Here is a 12,860-nt window from a genome sequence, read left to right on the forward strand (position 1 = left end):
GACATTCGTGGGCATCCCTGAGCAGGTTTCAGCGTCCATTCGCGCCATTTCGCCATATCAGCCCGGTAAACCGATTGCTGAGTTGGCCCGCGAGATGGGTTTGCGTGTGGGTGATATTGTCAAACTGGCGTCCAACGAGAATCCCCTGGGGATGAGCCCCCGGGCACGTGAGGCGATCGCCCGGGAAGTGGCGGACTTGCCGCGCTACCCGGACGGGAACGGTTTTGAACTGAAGGCCGCCCTGGTGCGCAAGTATGGCGTTGCCCACAACCAGATCGTGCTGGGCAACGGTTCCAACGATGTGCTCGACCTGCTAGCACGAACGTTTCTCGCGCCTGGCGACGAAGCCGTGTTTTCCGAACATGGTTTCGCGGTGTATCCCATCTCCACGCTGGCCGCCAGTGGCAAGCCGGTTCAGGTGCCGGCGGTCAACTTCGGACATGATCTGGACGCCATGGCTGCCGCGGTCACCGAGCGTACACGCATCATATTCATTGCCAATCCGAACAACCCGACGGGCACTTTCGTGCCGGGGGAGCGGATTGCTGCGTTTCTTGCGAAGGTGCCACGCAACGTGGTTGTGGTGCTTGACGAGGCTTATACCGAATACCTCCCCGATGCTGACCGCTACGACAGTGTTGCGTGGCTCGCCGAGCACCCCAACCTGATCATTTCGCGGACTTTTTCGAAAGCCTACGGGCTCGCCGGCTTGCGGGTCGGTTTTGGTCTCGGTAGTCCGGAACTGATCGATTTGCTCAACCGTGTGCGCCAACCCTTCAATGTCAGCACACTCGGCTTGGCCGCTGCTGCCGCCGCGCTGGAAGACGAGGCCTTTGTGGCACGTAGTGCCGATCTCAATCGTCGCGGCATGACTCAGCTGACCGAGGCGTTCGAACGCCTGAACCTGACCTGGATTCCGTCCTGGGGCAATTTCGTCACAGTCAGAGTCGGCGACGCCGTAAGCATCAATCAGCGACTGCTGGCTCAGGGCGTCATCGTGCGGCCGATCGGTGGCTACGGTTTGCCTGAATGGCTGCGGGTTTCGGTCGGCTTGCCTGAGGAGAATGATCGTTTCATCAATGCACTGCGCCATGCGCTCGAAGAAGAGGCGGGCCAGTGACGTCGCCAGTGCTGATCAACAAACTCGTGATCTGTGGCGTAGGATTGATTGGCGGCTCTTTTGCGCTGGCGCTCAAGAAGGCCGGCGCGGTTGGCGAGGTGGTCGGTATCGGGCGGACTGCAGCTTCGCTTGAACGGGCGCAGGAACTCGGCGTTATCGATCGCTACAGCACAGACTGGGCAGAAGCGCTCGCGGGTGCGGACATGGTGCTGCTCGCCATGCCGGTTGGGCAGGTCGGGGCTGTGACCGAAGCGATGGCCCCGCATCTGGAGCCACAAACGATCATCACGGACGCAGGGAGTACCAAGCGCGACATGATCGAGGCCTTCTATGCGAACCTCGGGGAACATCTTTCTCGCGTGGTTCCGGCCCACCCGATCGCTGGTGCCGAAAAGAGCGGAGCCGATGCGGCGTTTGCCGATCTCTATCAAGGCCGGAATGTGGTCGTCACGCCCCTGGGCGAAAGTGATCCCGAGGCGATTGAGCAGGTCTCGTCCGCCTGGGCTGCGTGCGGAGCGATCATTCGGCGCATGACCCCGCAGGAGCACGACCGGGTCTTCGCCGCGGTGAGTCACTTGCCGCACTTGCTGGCCTACGGGCTCGTTCACGATCTGGCCAGTCGCGCCAATTCGGAAGAACTCTTCAGTTACGCTGCGGGTGGTTTTCGCGATTTCACGCGCATTGCGGGAAGTCATCCCGAAATGTGGCGCGATATCTGTCTGGCCAACCGACACGCCTTGCTCGCCGAACTGGACCAGTATCTGGGCGAACTGGCGTATCTGCGCGCTCTGCTGCTGAGTAACGACGGCAAGGCCCTCGAATCCCTGTTTGGCGAAGCGCGCGAGGCGCGCAACCGTTGGGCCGAAAAGGCCTTCCCATCCTGATTCAAACGGAGTTCCGAAGCATGGAATTTCTTGATCTGCCGCCCATGATGTCGGCGGCTGGCCGTGTCCGGCTGCCTGGCTCGAAGAGCATTTCCAATCGGGTCTTGTTGCTCGCCGCACTGAGCGAGGGTGAGACCGAGGTTCGTGATCTGCTCAAGTCAGACGACACCGACCGTATGCTCGACGCGCTGCGCGTGCTGGGCGTTGAATGGTCGCACGATCAGGCGCAGAACGTGTATCGCGTGGCGGGCGTGAGTGGCTGTTTTCCGAATCGTCAGGCGGACCTGTTCCTGGGGAACGCGGGGACCGCTTTCCGGCCTTTGACTGCGGCGCTGGCGCTGGCCGGTGGCGACTATCGCCTGTCGGGTGTGCCGCGTATGCACGAGCGCCCGATCGGCGACCTCGTGGATGCCCTTCGCGAGCTGGGTGCCATCATCGATTACGAGGAAAATAAGGGCTATCCGCCGTTGCGCATCTCGCCGACGCCAGAGCGCCTCAATGCCGAAGTGTCGGTGCGTGGCGATGTCTCCAGCCAGTTCCTGACCGCATTGCTCATGAGTGCGCCTTTGGTCGGCCATGCGGTGACCATTTGCGTCATTGGCGAATTGATCTCGAAGCCGTATATCGAGATCACCCTCGATCTGATGCGTCGATTCGGGGTCACGGTTGAGCGCGACGGCTGGGAGCGCTTTGTCGTGCCTGCCGGGAGTCGCTATCGGTCCCCCGGCTTGGTCTATGTCGAGGGCGATGCGTCGTCTGCTTCTTATTTCCTTGCGGCTGGTGTGCTCGGAGGCGGACCGGTCCGGGTTGAAGGGGTGGGGCGTGAGAGCATCCAGGGCGATGTCCGCTTTGCCGAGGCTCTGGAGAAACTCGGGGGGCGGATCACCTGGGGTGACAACTGGATCGAGGCATCCGCGCCAGCCGATGGTCGACTCAAAGCCTTCGATCTGGACCTGAATCACATCCCCGACGCCGCCATGACACTGGCGGTCATGGCCATGTTCTGCGATGGCCCCTGCTGGTTGCGCAACATCGCAAGCTGGCGAGTCAAGGAAACAGACCGTCTTGCAGCCATGGCAACAGAGTTGCGCAAGGTGGGCGCTGTTGTTGAAGAATTGCCTGATGCCTTGCGCGTCGAACCCCCCCGGCAGATGCAAACGGCGGCCATCGACACCTATGACGACCATCGCATGGCCATGTGCTTTTCCCTGGTTACGCTGGGTGGCCCGATGATGAGAATTAACGACCCAGCCTGTGTCAACAAGACGTTTCCCACCTATTTCGATGTCTACCGTGAGGTCACGACGCCAGTGCCGGTGGTTGCCATCGATGGCCCATCGGCCTCTGGAAAAGGAACGGTTGCTGCCCGGGTGGCCGACGCGCTCGGTTATCACTACCTTGATAGCGGCTCTCTGTACCGGCTGGTGGCGTTGGCGGCACTCAAGGCGGGTTTGGCCGAAACGGATGAAGCGGTTGTCGACGTTGCGCGGCACCTTCCGGTCGAGTTTCACGAAGGTTGCGTGCGCCTATCAGGCGAAGATGTCACCGACGCCATCCGGTCGGAGGCCTGTTCCGCCATGGCCTCGAAAGTCGCCGCCATTCCTGCGGTTCGCGACGCATTGCTCGATCGTCAACGGGCTTTCCGTCAGGCGCCGGGCGTGGTCGCTGAAGGGCGGGACATCGGGTCAGTCATCTTCCCGGATGCCGCAACCAAGGTTTTCCTGACCGCATCTGTCGAGGCACGTGCTGGGCGGCGCTATAAGCAGTTGATGGAAAAGGGTTTGCCTGCTAACATTGATAGTCTTTCACAGGATCTTCGCGAACGGGACGAGCGTGATGCCTCCCGAAGCGTTGCTCCTTTGAAGAAATTACCTGAAGCCAGCTTGCTTGACACGTCTGATATGGGTGTCGATGACGCCGTTCAGTTCGTGCTCGATCTGGTGGCTCAGGGTTGAATTGTCGTTTGCCGGCTGCAGCCGGCTTTTTGATTAACGCTTAACCCGCTGCCTCGTTGCAGCAACCAGGTTCCTTTTATGTCCACTGCCACCCCCGAAATGTCCATGGAAAGTTTTGCCGAGCTGTTCGAGGAATCCCTCGCCCAGCAGGAAATGCGTACCGGCGAAGTGATCACTGCTGAAGTGGTCCGTGTCGATCAGAACTTCGTTGTCGTGAATGCCGGCCTCAAGTCCGAGAGCTACGTGCCTATCGACGAGTTCCGCAACGACCATGGCGAACTTGAAGTTAACGAAGGTGACTACGTCCAGGTCGCCATTGATGCCCTTGAAGATGGTTATGGCGAGACCCGCCTGTCCCGCGACAAGGCCAAGCGCATCGCCGCCTGGAACGATCTTGAGCTCGCCCTCAACGAAGGTACCCTGACCAAGGGTGTTGTCAGTGGTCGCGTGAAGGGTGGCCTGACCGTCATGATCAACGGCATCCGCGCCTTCCTGCCGGGTTCTCTGGTTGACATGCGTCCGGTCAAGGACACCACGCCGTACGAAGGCAAGGAATTCGAGTTCAAGGTCATCAAGCTGGACCGCAAGCGCAACAACGTGGTTGTGTCCCGCCGTGCCGTGCTTGAAGAGACCATGGGCGAAGAGCGCGACAAGCTCCTCGAGAACCTCACCGAAGGTATGGTCGTCAAGGGCATCGTCAAGAACATCACCGACTACGGCGCATTCGTGGATCTGGGTGGTATCGACGGTCTGCTGCACATCACCGATCTGGCATGGCGCCGTGTGCGTCACCCCTCCGAAGTCGTGGCCGTGGGCGACGAACTCGAAGCCAAGGTCCTCAAGTTCGACCGCGAGCGTTGCCGCGTGTCTCTGGGCCTGAAGCAGCTAGGCGAAGATCCGTGGGTGGGCATTGCTCGCCGCTACCCGAACGGCACCCGCCTGTTCGGCAAGGTCACCAACATCACCGACTACGGTGCATTCGTTGAAGTCGAGCAGGGCATCGAAGGCCTGGTTCACGTCTCCGAAATGGACTGGACCAACAAGAACATCCACCCGACCAAGGTTGTCCAGCTGGGCGACGAAGTCGAAGTGATGATTCTCGACATCGACGAAGAGCGTCGCCGTATCTCCCTGGGTATGAAGCAGTGCATGGCCAACCCGTGGGAAGAGTTCTCCATGAACTTCAAGAAGGGCGACAAGGTTGCCGGTCAGATCAAGTCCATCACCGACTTCGGTGTGTTCATTGGTCTGGATGGTGGCATCGACGGTCTGGTTCACCTCTCCGACCTGTCCTGGTCCGAGCAGGGTGAGGAAGCTGTTCGCAACTTCAAGAAGGGCGACGAAGTGCAAGCCGTGGTGCTGGCCATCGACGTCGAGCGCGAGCGTATCTCCCTGGGTATCAAGCAGCTCGATGGGGATCCCTTCACCAACTTCATCGCGACGCACGAGAAGAACAGCCTGGTGCAGGGTACGGTCAAGACCGTCGATGCACGCGGTGCCGTGATCACGCTGGCCGAAGACGTTGAAGGTTACCTGCGCGTGTCGGAAGCCGCTGCTCACCGCGTTGAAGACCTGAGCACCATGCTCAAGGAAGGCGACGAAGTCGAGACCATGATCATCAACGTGGATCGCAAGTCCCGTTCGATCAATCTCTCCATCCGCGCCAAGGATCAGGCTGAAACCTCCGAGGCCATGCAGAAGCTGGCGTCCGAAGGTTCGGCTGTCTCTGGCACGACGAGCCTGGGCGCATTGCTCAAGGCGAAGCTGGACGAGCAGAAGCAGTAATTTCGTACAGCCATGACCAAATCGGAACTGATTGCGCGACTGGCGGGACGTTTTCCGCAACTCGTCGCAAAGGACGCCGATTACGCTGTGAAGATGATTCTCGATGCGATGACCGATTCGCTTTCGCGCGGTGATCGTATCGAGATTCGCGGGTTCGGCAGCTTTGCGCTGAACTATCGACCGCCCCGCGTGGGTCGCAACCCGAAATCCGGCGAACGTGTTGAAGTGGCAGAGAAGTATGTGCCTCACTTCAAGGCCGGTAAGGAGTTGCGCGAGCGCGTAGATCTGAGCTGATCGGCAGTGGTCGTGTTACTGACTTATTTGGAAGGCGGTGAAAACCGCCTTCTTTTTTGTCCTCGTCTCCGCCATAATCCCACCTCATGCGCATACTGATCTGGATTGTCCGTCTGGCGATTTTTCTGGTGCTGTTCGGCTTTGCCGTCAAGAACGACCAGATTGTCACCCTGAAGTCGTATCTCGGTGGCGAGTGGCAACTGCCACTGGTCTTCGTGATACTCATCGCTTTCGCCGCAGGCGCGATTGTCGGTGTTACGGCAACGGTCTCCTCGCTGCTGCGTCAGCGCCGGGAAATTGCCAAGCTTCGCAAACAGTTGCGAAAGGCAGAGCAAGCTGCCGACAAGGCACCGGAATCCACCGAACTCGTACCGCAACGGTCCGAAGAAGGCGCTCCCGCAGTCTGATCATTTATGGAAATCGAACTGTGGTGGCTGCTGGTCATTCCGCTGTTTTTTCTTCTCGGGTGGCTGGCGGCGCGGATTGACATCCGACATGTTGTTCGCGAGTCGCGCTCTTTGCCGCGCTCGTACCTCAGCGGTCTGAATTTTCTCCTGAACGAACAGCCTGATAAGGCAATCGACGCCTTTATCGAGGCGGTGCGCATCGACCCGGACACGGTCGAGTTGCACTTTGCTCTCGGTAGCCTGTTTCGGCGACGTGGCGAGACAGAGCGGGCCATCCGAATGCACCAGCATCTGGTTGAACGCGTGGATTTGCCACATGCGCAGCGCACTCAGGCGCTGGCCGAGCTAGGTCAGGATTATCTCAAGGCAGGTCTGTTGGACCGTGCAGAAGACGTGTTCCTGCGCCTGCGTGGTACCGAGCTCGATGACATGGCCCTCAATCAACTGCTGGAGATCTACCAGCAGGAAAAAGAGTGGGCAAAGGCCATTGAAATCGCCCAGGCCCTGCCCGATCACGAGAGTGTCTGGTGGCGCAAGGAGATGGCGAACTTCCATTGCGAAATTGCCGAAAGTGCGATGACCGAATCAAGGTTCGGGGACGCCGAGCATTCCGTGTCCGCTGCATTGGCGGTCAACCCGAAATCGGTGCGGGCCAGTTTGCTTCGCGGCGATTTGTTGCTTCGAGACGGTCAGCTGGAGGCCGCCATCGACGCCTGGAAACGAATCGAAACGCAGGACCCGGCTTATCTTGCACTGGTTGCGGATCGAATCATGCAGGCCCATCAGAAGACGGCACGCGCCGAACAGGGCTTGCAAATGCTGCGTTCCTTCATGGAGCGGCACCCCTCGCTCGATTTGCTCGACACGGTCTTTGAAACCACTCTGAAAATGCAAGGGCCGCAACTGGCGTACGATCTGGTTCGTGAGGAACTACGCCGCAATCCGACGCTGCTCGGGCTGGACAAGTTGCTGGAGGCGGGCATCATGACCGCGCCGGACGAGTACCGCACGGACATCGAACTGGTGCGCCAACTTGTGCACGGTCACACGCGGCGCGTGGCCCGCTATCGCTGTGGTGCCTGCGGCTTCAAGGCCCGTCAGTTCTATTGGCGATGTCCAGCGTGCGGTGGTTGGGAAACCACGCCGCCCAAACGAACGGAAGAATACGATTTGGCGCCCTGAGTCCGCGCAGGACAATGGGGGCTTACAACACTTCAAGGAATTCATACATGAAAATCACGGTGATCGGATCGGGCTACGTGGGCTTGGTGTCTGGGGCCTGTCTTGCTGACGTTGGCAACGATGTGATGTGTCTGGACGTGGATCCGGCCAAGATCAAGATCCTCGAGGACGGCGGCATCCCCATTCATGAGCCGGGGCTCGAGGAGATGGTTCGTCGCAATGTGGCGGCAGGGCGTCTGTCTTTCACCACCGATGTGGCCAAGGCGGCGCAATATGGGGCGATTCAGTTCATTGCCGTTGGCACGCCGCCTGATGAAGATGGATCGGCCGACCTGCAATATGTACTCGCCGCTGCCCGTAACATTGGCAAGTACATGGATGGCTACCGCGTCATCGTCGACAAGTCGACCGTACCGGTGGGCACGGCAGACAAGGTACGCGCTGCAGTGGCCGAAGAACTGGCCGCCCGTGGCAGCGACCTTGAGTACAGCGTGGTGTCCAACCCCGAGTTTCTCAAGGAAGGCGCCGCGATCGACGACTTCATGCGCCCGGATCGCATTGTGGTGGGTGCCGACGATGAACGCGCTGTCGATCTGATGCGCCAATTGTATGCCCCCTTTCAGCGCAATCACGACAAGCTCGTGTTCATGGACGTGCGCAGTGCCGAACTGACCAAGTACGCGGCCAATGCCATGCTGGCGACCCGGATCAGCTTCATGAACGAGTTGGCTAATCTGGCCGAGACCCTGGGGGCCGATATCGAACTGGTCCGCCAGGGCATCGGCTCTGACCCCCGCATTGGCTGGCACTTCCTCTACGCAGGTTGCGGATACGGGGGCTCTTGTTTCCCGAAGGACGTCAAAGCGCTGATTCGTACCGGCCGCGAATACGGACATGATCTGAAGCTGCTCAACGCAGTCGAAGCGGCCAACGACGATCAGAAGCACGTGCTGGTGAACAAGGTGGTCAAGCGCTTTGGTGAGGATCTGACCGGTCGCAAGTTTGCGATGTGGGGGCTGGCTTTCAAGCCGAATACCGATGACATGCGTGAAGCGCCAAGTCGCGTGATTGCTGAAGAGTTGTTCAAGCGCGGCGCTACCGTCACAGCCTACGATCCGGTGGCCATGACCGAGGCAGAGCGCATTTTCGGCGATGAGACCCGTATCAGCTTTGCCGGTCGTCCCAAGAGTGCGCTCGATGACGCTGATGCACTGCTGATCGTGACCGAGTGGAAAGAATTCCGTAGCCCGGATTTCGAAGCCATCAAGGCCCGGTTGAAGCAGCCGGTTGTTTTTGATGGCCGCAATATGTACGACCCGGCCATGGTGCGCGAACAAGGCATCGAGTACCACGCCATCGGACGGGTGTAAGCACGTGTCTGCGCGCGTCCTGCCGGAGACGTCTGACGCACGTATTCTCGTGGTGGGCGACGTCATGCTTGACCGATATTGGTTTGGTGACGTCAGTCGCATTTCGCCCGAGGCGCCGGTGCCTGTCGTTCGCATGACGCGCTCGGAGGATCGGCCCGGCGGTGCGGCCAACGTGGCCCGCAACGCTTCGGCCCTGGGCGCTCAGGTCTCTCTCCTGTCGGTGGTGGGTGATGACGAGGCGGCCAATGCGCTAGGGCATCTGCTCGGCGATTCGAAGATTGAGGCCCATCTTTTTCGGGATGCTTCAGTTCAGACCACGCTCAAGCTTCGGGTGATCGGTCGCAGTCAGCAACTCCTGCGGATCGACTTCGAGCAGCGTCCGCAAGCAGACACTCTGGCTGCCAAACTCGAAACCTACCGCGAACTCGTGGATGGCCACGATCTGGTGCTGTTGTCTGACTACGACAAGGGCGCGCTTGACCACGTCGAGCAGATGATTGCGCTCGCGCGGAGCGCGGGCAAGCCGGTATTGGTCGACCCCAAAGGCGATGATTTCTCTCGCTATCGGGGCGCGACGACCCTCACCCCAAATCGGGGGGAGTTACAGGACATCATTGGGCGTTGGCGATCAGAGGAGGATCTGAAAGCGCGGGTGGATGCCCTGCGTCGGGATCTGGAACTGCCCGCCCTGTTGCTGACACGCTCCGAGGAGGGCATGAGCATGTTTACCGATGCCGGGGTGACTCACGAGCCAGCGCGCGCGCGCGAGGTGTTCGATGTCTCCGGTGCCGGAGATACGGTCATTGCGGCCTACGCAGTCATGAAAGCCAGTGGTGCCAACGACGCCGATGCGATGGCCTGGGCGAACCTTGCGGCCAGTATTGTTGTCGGAAAGCTCGGCACGGCAGTTGCTACCATAGAGGAACTGCGCGCGGCTGCTGCGTCATCCCCAAGAGAATAGGTTGCATGGACTACAAGACACTCGAAGATTATGTCGGAGATACCCCGCTCGTTCGATTGAAGCGTATCGGGTCCGACACGGGCAACATCATTCTGGCCAAGCTCGAAGGAAACAATCCGGCCGGTTCCGTGAAGGATCGGCCGGCATTGTCGATGATCGTGCGCGCCGAGTCGGCCGGGCGTATCCGGCCGGGCGACACGCTGATCGAAGCCACCAGTGGCAACACGGGTATTGCGTTGGCAATGGCGGCGGCAATTCGCGGCTATCGCATGATCCTGGTGATGCCGGAGAACCAGAGTGTCGAGCGTCGTCAGACCATGCGTGCGTTTGGTGCCGAGCTTGTCCTCACGCCAAAGGAAGGCGGCATGGAGCTGGCACGCGACATGGCTGAGCGCATGCGCGATGAAGGGCAGGGTGTGATTCTTGACCAGTTCGGTAATCCGGACAATCCGGTTGCACATTACGAAGGCACCGGACCCGAGATCTGGCGCCAGACGGGCGGTGAGATCACGCATTTCATCAGTTCCATGGGGACTACAGGCACCATCATGGGGACCTCGCGCTATCTCAAGGAAGTGAAGCCGGCGATCGAAATCGTGGGTTGTCAGCCGGCTGAAGGCGCTCAGATTCCCGGTATCCGTAAATGGCCAGAAGCGTACCTGCCGACAATATATGACGCTGCGCGTGTCGATCGTATCGAACCGGTCACTCAGGCTGATGCCGAAGAGATGACGCGACGCCTCGCTCGGGAAGAGGGGATCTTCGCCGGCATTTCCTCCGGCGGCGCAATGCATGTGGCGCTGCGAATTGCCGAACAGGTTTCCAATGCGGTCATCGTCTCGATCGTGTGCGACCGGGGCGATCGCTATCTCTCAACAGGTGTCTTCCCCGCCTGAATGAAGTTTGGCCGCAACGCGCATTTGTCTGGGTTGGCCGGTTTCGTTGTTTTTCTGTCGATTGCCGTTTGGACTGTGCCAGCGTTGGCCTCGCTTGCAATCAAGCTGGCAGAGCTGGATACCGGTGATGTGGTACTCCAGCAGGTCGAGCTGACACTGCCAGCACAGGACGGGCGCTCGGGGGGCGTAAAGATCGGCCGCCTGAAGTTTGGCGAGCACGTCTGGACGTCCGTCGCGCTGCACTGCGATCAGATGCGTTTGGCTGATGGCGTCTTGCAATGCCGGGGCGGTCAGCTACGCGGTATAGAAGGGCTTGAGAGCGCGAAACTGACTTTCGCCGTCGATATGGCCCGCCAGTCACTGACTGGCGAAGTCGTTGTGGCGGGCGGCGTGGTTGCTGTTCGGCAATCGGGCAAGCATCGATTGACGATTGATATCGGAAGTCTCCGGATGGCTCCGTTGGTTGATTTGATCGGACGCCTGCCCGTCGGTGCTCAGGTGAGCGGTCTGCTCAATGGCCAGGTCGAGCGACTCGGCCGCCGCTGGAGCGTCAGGCTCAACGCAAGCGAAATGGCCTTCTCGGATGAAACCGGAATGCGTGCCGCCGAGGGACTTGCTCTCGATGTCAATGCACGCGCCGAGATGCTGCCTGACGCAAATGTGCGCTGGCAGCTCAAGTCGAATTGGACGTCCGGCGACGTCTTCTGGAATCCCGTTCTGCTGTCCGGCGGCTGGAAATTTGATGCCACCGGCGGATTCGGCAATGGACTTCTCCGAATCGCCTCGGCAAACCTCTCAGGCCCGGGTCTTGACAAGGTTGAGGGCTCTGCTGAATTCGACCTTGCTCGTCGGACTGTCACGTCGGGTGAACTGGCGTTCAACGGGGCGGAGCTGGCGTTGCTGGTTCCCCAGTTCGTGCTGCCCTTGCTCGTCCCCGAGCAGGTTGAGCGCTGGCAGGTGGCTGGAGGAGCGTCGGGTCACCTGTCTTGGGATGACGGGATGCTTCAGGCGGCGAATCTTGAGCTCGCCGACGTTGGCTTTTCCTACCTGGGGCAGCGTTTTCGCGTTGGCCCGATTCGTGGCGAGTTGCCTTGGCGGCGTGGGGCGGCAACCCGGTGGTCAATCGAAGTTGATGGCTTGCGATGGCAATCACTTTCCTTCGCGCCGTTTACGCTTGTTGCCGACGCGACCGAGCGCCGGGTTGCGCTGAGGCCCGCTCGTTTGCCTCTGCTTGACGGAGCCCTCGTGATCGACGCCCTGAGTTTCGAGCACGCGGGAGCGCGCTGGCAGGGCTCGGGCAGCCTCTACGCAGAACCGATTTCGCTGATGGCGCTGACAGATGCGTTGTCACTACCGAGCATGCAAGGCACGGTCTCGATTGCTGTGCCGGGCTTTAGCGTGACGCCTGAGCACATCGGCCTTGACGGCACTCTGGTGATTTCGGTGTTCGACGGCTATGTGCAGGCGACCCGCCTGAGTGTGGCCGACCCGTTTGGTCTGTTGCCTCGACTGACAGCCGATGTCAGCGCGGAGCACCTGGATCTGGCTCAACTGACGCAGACTTTTTCCTTTGGCTCTGTCAGCGGATTCATCGATGCAAACGTTGACGATCTTGTCATGGCCAGATGGAAGCCGGTTCGTTTCGATGCCAATGTAAGAAGTTCCGCCGGTGACTATGAGAGGCGTATCAGCCAGCGGGCGGTGGAGAACATCACGGCGCTCGGTGGCGCCGGGGCCATGGCGGCGATTCAGCGCAGTGTGCTGGGATTGTTCAGCGATTTTGGCTATCGGGAAATCGGCCTGTCGTGCCAGCTTCGAGGCAATGTCTGCCAGATGGCTGGCCTCGATGGTGCGGGTGCGGACGACGTGCCGTTCAAACTGGTGGCGGGGGGAGGAATCCCGGCGCTGGATGTCATCGGCTACAATCGCCGAGTGGATTGGGCTGAACTGATCGAGCGGCTCCAGCGAGCCATTGCCGACGGGGCTGAGCCCATCGTGAATTGAGG

At 60.1% G+C, this 12,860-nt stretch carries 11 protein-coding genes; all 11 read left to right on the forward strand.

The window, feature by feature from the left end; genetic code table 11:
* The first annotated feature begins 7 nt into the window (after nucleotides 1–7).
* Nucleotides 8–1,120 (forward strand): histidinol-phosphate transaminase, encoded by a 1,113-nt coding sequence (hisC, locus tag J0W34_RS07875; RefSeq protein ID WP_230971277.1) that lies wholly within the window; start codon nucleotides 8–10, stop codon nucleotides 1,118–1,120.
* Nucleotides 1,117–2,004: a prephenate dehydrogenase gene (locus tag J0W34_RS07880; RefSeq protein ID WP_230971278.1), complete on the forward strand. Its 888-nt coding sequence runs from the start codon at nucleotides 1,117–1,119 to the stop codon at nucleotides 2,002–2,004. The genes hisC and J0W34_RS07880 overlap by 4 nt, the downstream gene beginning before the upstream one ends.
* Before the next feature lie 20 nt (nucleotides 2,005–2,024).
* Complete coding sequence (locus J0W34_RS07885; RefSeq protein ID WP_230971279.1) at nucleotides 2,025–3,959, forward strand: bifunctional 3-phosphoshikimate 1-carboxyvinyltransferase/cytidylate kinase; 1,935 nt, start codon at nucleotides 2,025–2,027, stop codon at nucleotides 3,957–3,959.
* Between the two features lie 78 nt (nucleotides 3,960–4,037).
* Entirely contained in the window at nucleotides 4,038–5,744 is a 1,707-nt protein-coding gene (gene rpsA, locus J0W34_RS07890; protein ID WP_227815056.1) for a 30S ribosomal protein S1, read from the forward strand.
* Nucleotides 5,745–5,756: 12 nt separating this feature from the next.
* A complete protein-coding gene (locus J0W34_RS07895) occupies nucleotides 5,757–6,038 on the forward strand; it encodes an integration host factor subunit beta (RefSeq protein WP_227815055.1) in 282 nt (93 codons plus the stop codon).
* Between the two features lie 86 nt (nucleotides 6,039–6,124).
* Complete coding sequence (locus J0W34_RS07900) at nucleotides 6,125–6,445, forward strand: LapA family protein (protein ID WP_227815054.1); 321 nt, start codon at nucleotides 6,125–6,127, stop codon at nucleotides 6,443–6,445.
* Nucleotides 6,446–6,451: 6 nt separating this feature from the next.
* Nucleotides 6,452–7,627 carry a lipopolysaccharide assembly protein LapB gene (gene lapB / locus J0W34_RS07905; RefSeq protein ID WP_230971280.1) on the forward strand — a complete coding sequence of 392 codons (1,176 nt, stop codon included), beginning with the start codon at nucleotides 6,452–6,454 and terminating at the stop codon, nucleotides 7,625–7,627.
* A gap of 47 nt (nucleotides 7,628–7,674) precedes the next feature.
* Nucleotides 7,675–8,997: a UDP-glucose dehydrogenase family protein gene (locus J0W34_RS07910; RefSeq protein ID WP_227815052.1), complete on the forward strand. Its 1,323-nt coding sequence runs from the start codon at nucleotides 7,675–7,677 to the stop codon at nucleotides 8,995–8,997.
* 4 nt (nucleotides 8,998–9,001) lie between these two features.
* Entirely contained in the window at nucleotides 9,002–9,958 is a 957-nt protein-coding gene (gene rfaE1 / locus J0W34_RS07915; protein WP_269144643.1) for a D-glycero-beta-D-manno-heptose-7-phosphate kinase, read from the forward strand.
* A 5-nt stretch (nucleotides 9,959–9,963) separates the two neighbouring features.
* Nucleotides 9,964–10,854, forward strand: a complete 891-nt coding sequence (gene cysM / locus J0W34_RS07920) for a cysteine synthase CysM (RefSeq protein WP_227815050.1) — start codon at nucleotides 9,964–9,966, stop codon at nucleotides 10,852–10,854.
* Nucleotides 10,855–12,858: an AsmA family protein gene (locus J0W34_RS07925; protein WP_230971281.1), complete on the forward strand. Its 2,004-nt coding sequence runs from the start codon at nucleotides 10,855–10,857 to the stop codon at nucleotides 12,856–12,858. It abuts the gene before it with no gap.
* Nucleotides 12,859–12,860: the final 2 nt, after the last annotated feature.

The sequence above is a fragment of the Nitrogeniibacter aestuarii genome (genome assembly GCF_017309585.1).
In the GTDB taxonomy this organism is placed as follows: domain Bacteria; phylum Pseudomonadota; class Gammaproteobacteria; order Burkholderiales; family Rhodocyclaceae; genus Nitrogeniibacter; species Nitrogeniibacter aestuarii.

What these genes read in the sequence shown, in the direction of transcription:
- J0W34_RS07925 (WP_230971281.1), top strand. Translation starts at nt 10,855, where the DNA reads ATGAAGTTTGGCCGCAACGCGCATTTGTCTGGGTTGGCCGGTTTCGTT.
- lapB (WP_230971280.1), top strand. Translation starts at nt 6,452, where the DNA reads ATGGAAATCGAACTGTGGTGGCTGCTGGTCATTCCGCTGTTTTTTCTT.
- J0W34_RS07900 (WP_227815054.1), top strand. Translation starts at nt 6,125, where the DNA reads ATGCGCATACTGATCTGGATTGTCCGTCTGGCGATTTTTCTGGTGCTG.
- cysM (WP_227815050.1), top strand. Translation starts at nt 9,964, where the DNA reads ATGGACTACAAGACACTCGAAGATTATGTCGGAGATACCCCGCTCGTT.
- rpsA (WP_227815056.1), top strand. Translation starts at nt 4,038, where the DNA reads ATGTCCACTGCCACCCCCGAAATGTCCATGGAAAGTTTTGCCGAGCTG.
- J0W34_RS07885 (WP_230971279.1), top strand. Translation starts at nt 2,025, where the DNA reads ATGGAATTTCTTGATCTGCCGCCCATGATGTCGGCGGCTGGCCGTGTC.
- J0W34_RS07910 (WP_227815052.1), top strand. Translation starts at nt 7,675, where the DNA reads ATGAAAATCACGGTGATCGGATCGGGCTACGTGGGCTTGGTGTCTGGG.
- J0W34_RS07895 (WP_227815055.1), top strand. Translation starts at nt 5,757, where the DNA reads ATGACCAAATCGGAACTGATTGCGCGACTGGCGGGACGTTTTCCGCAA.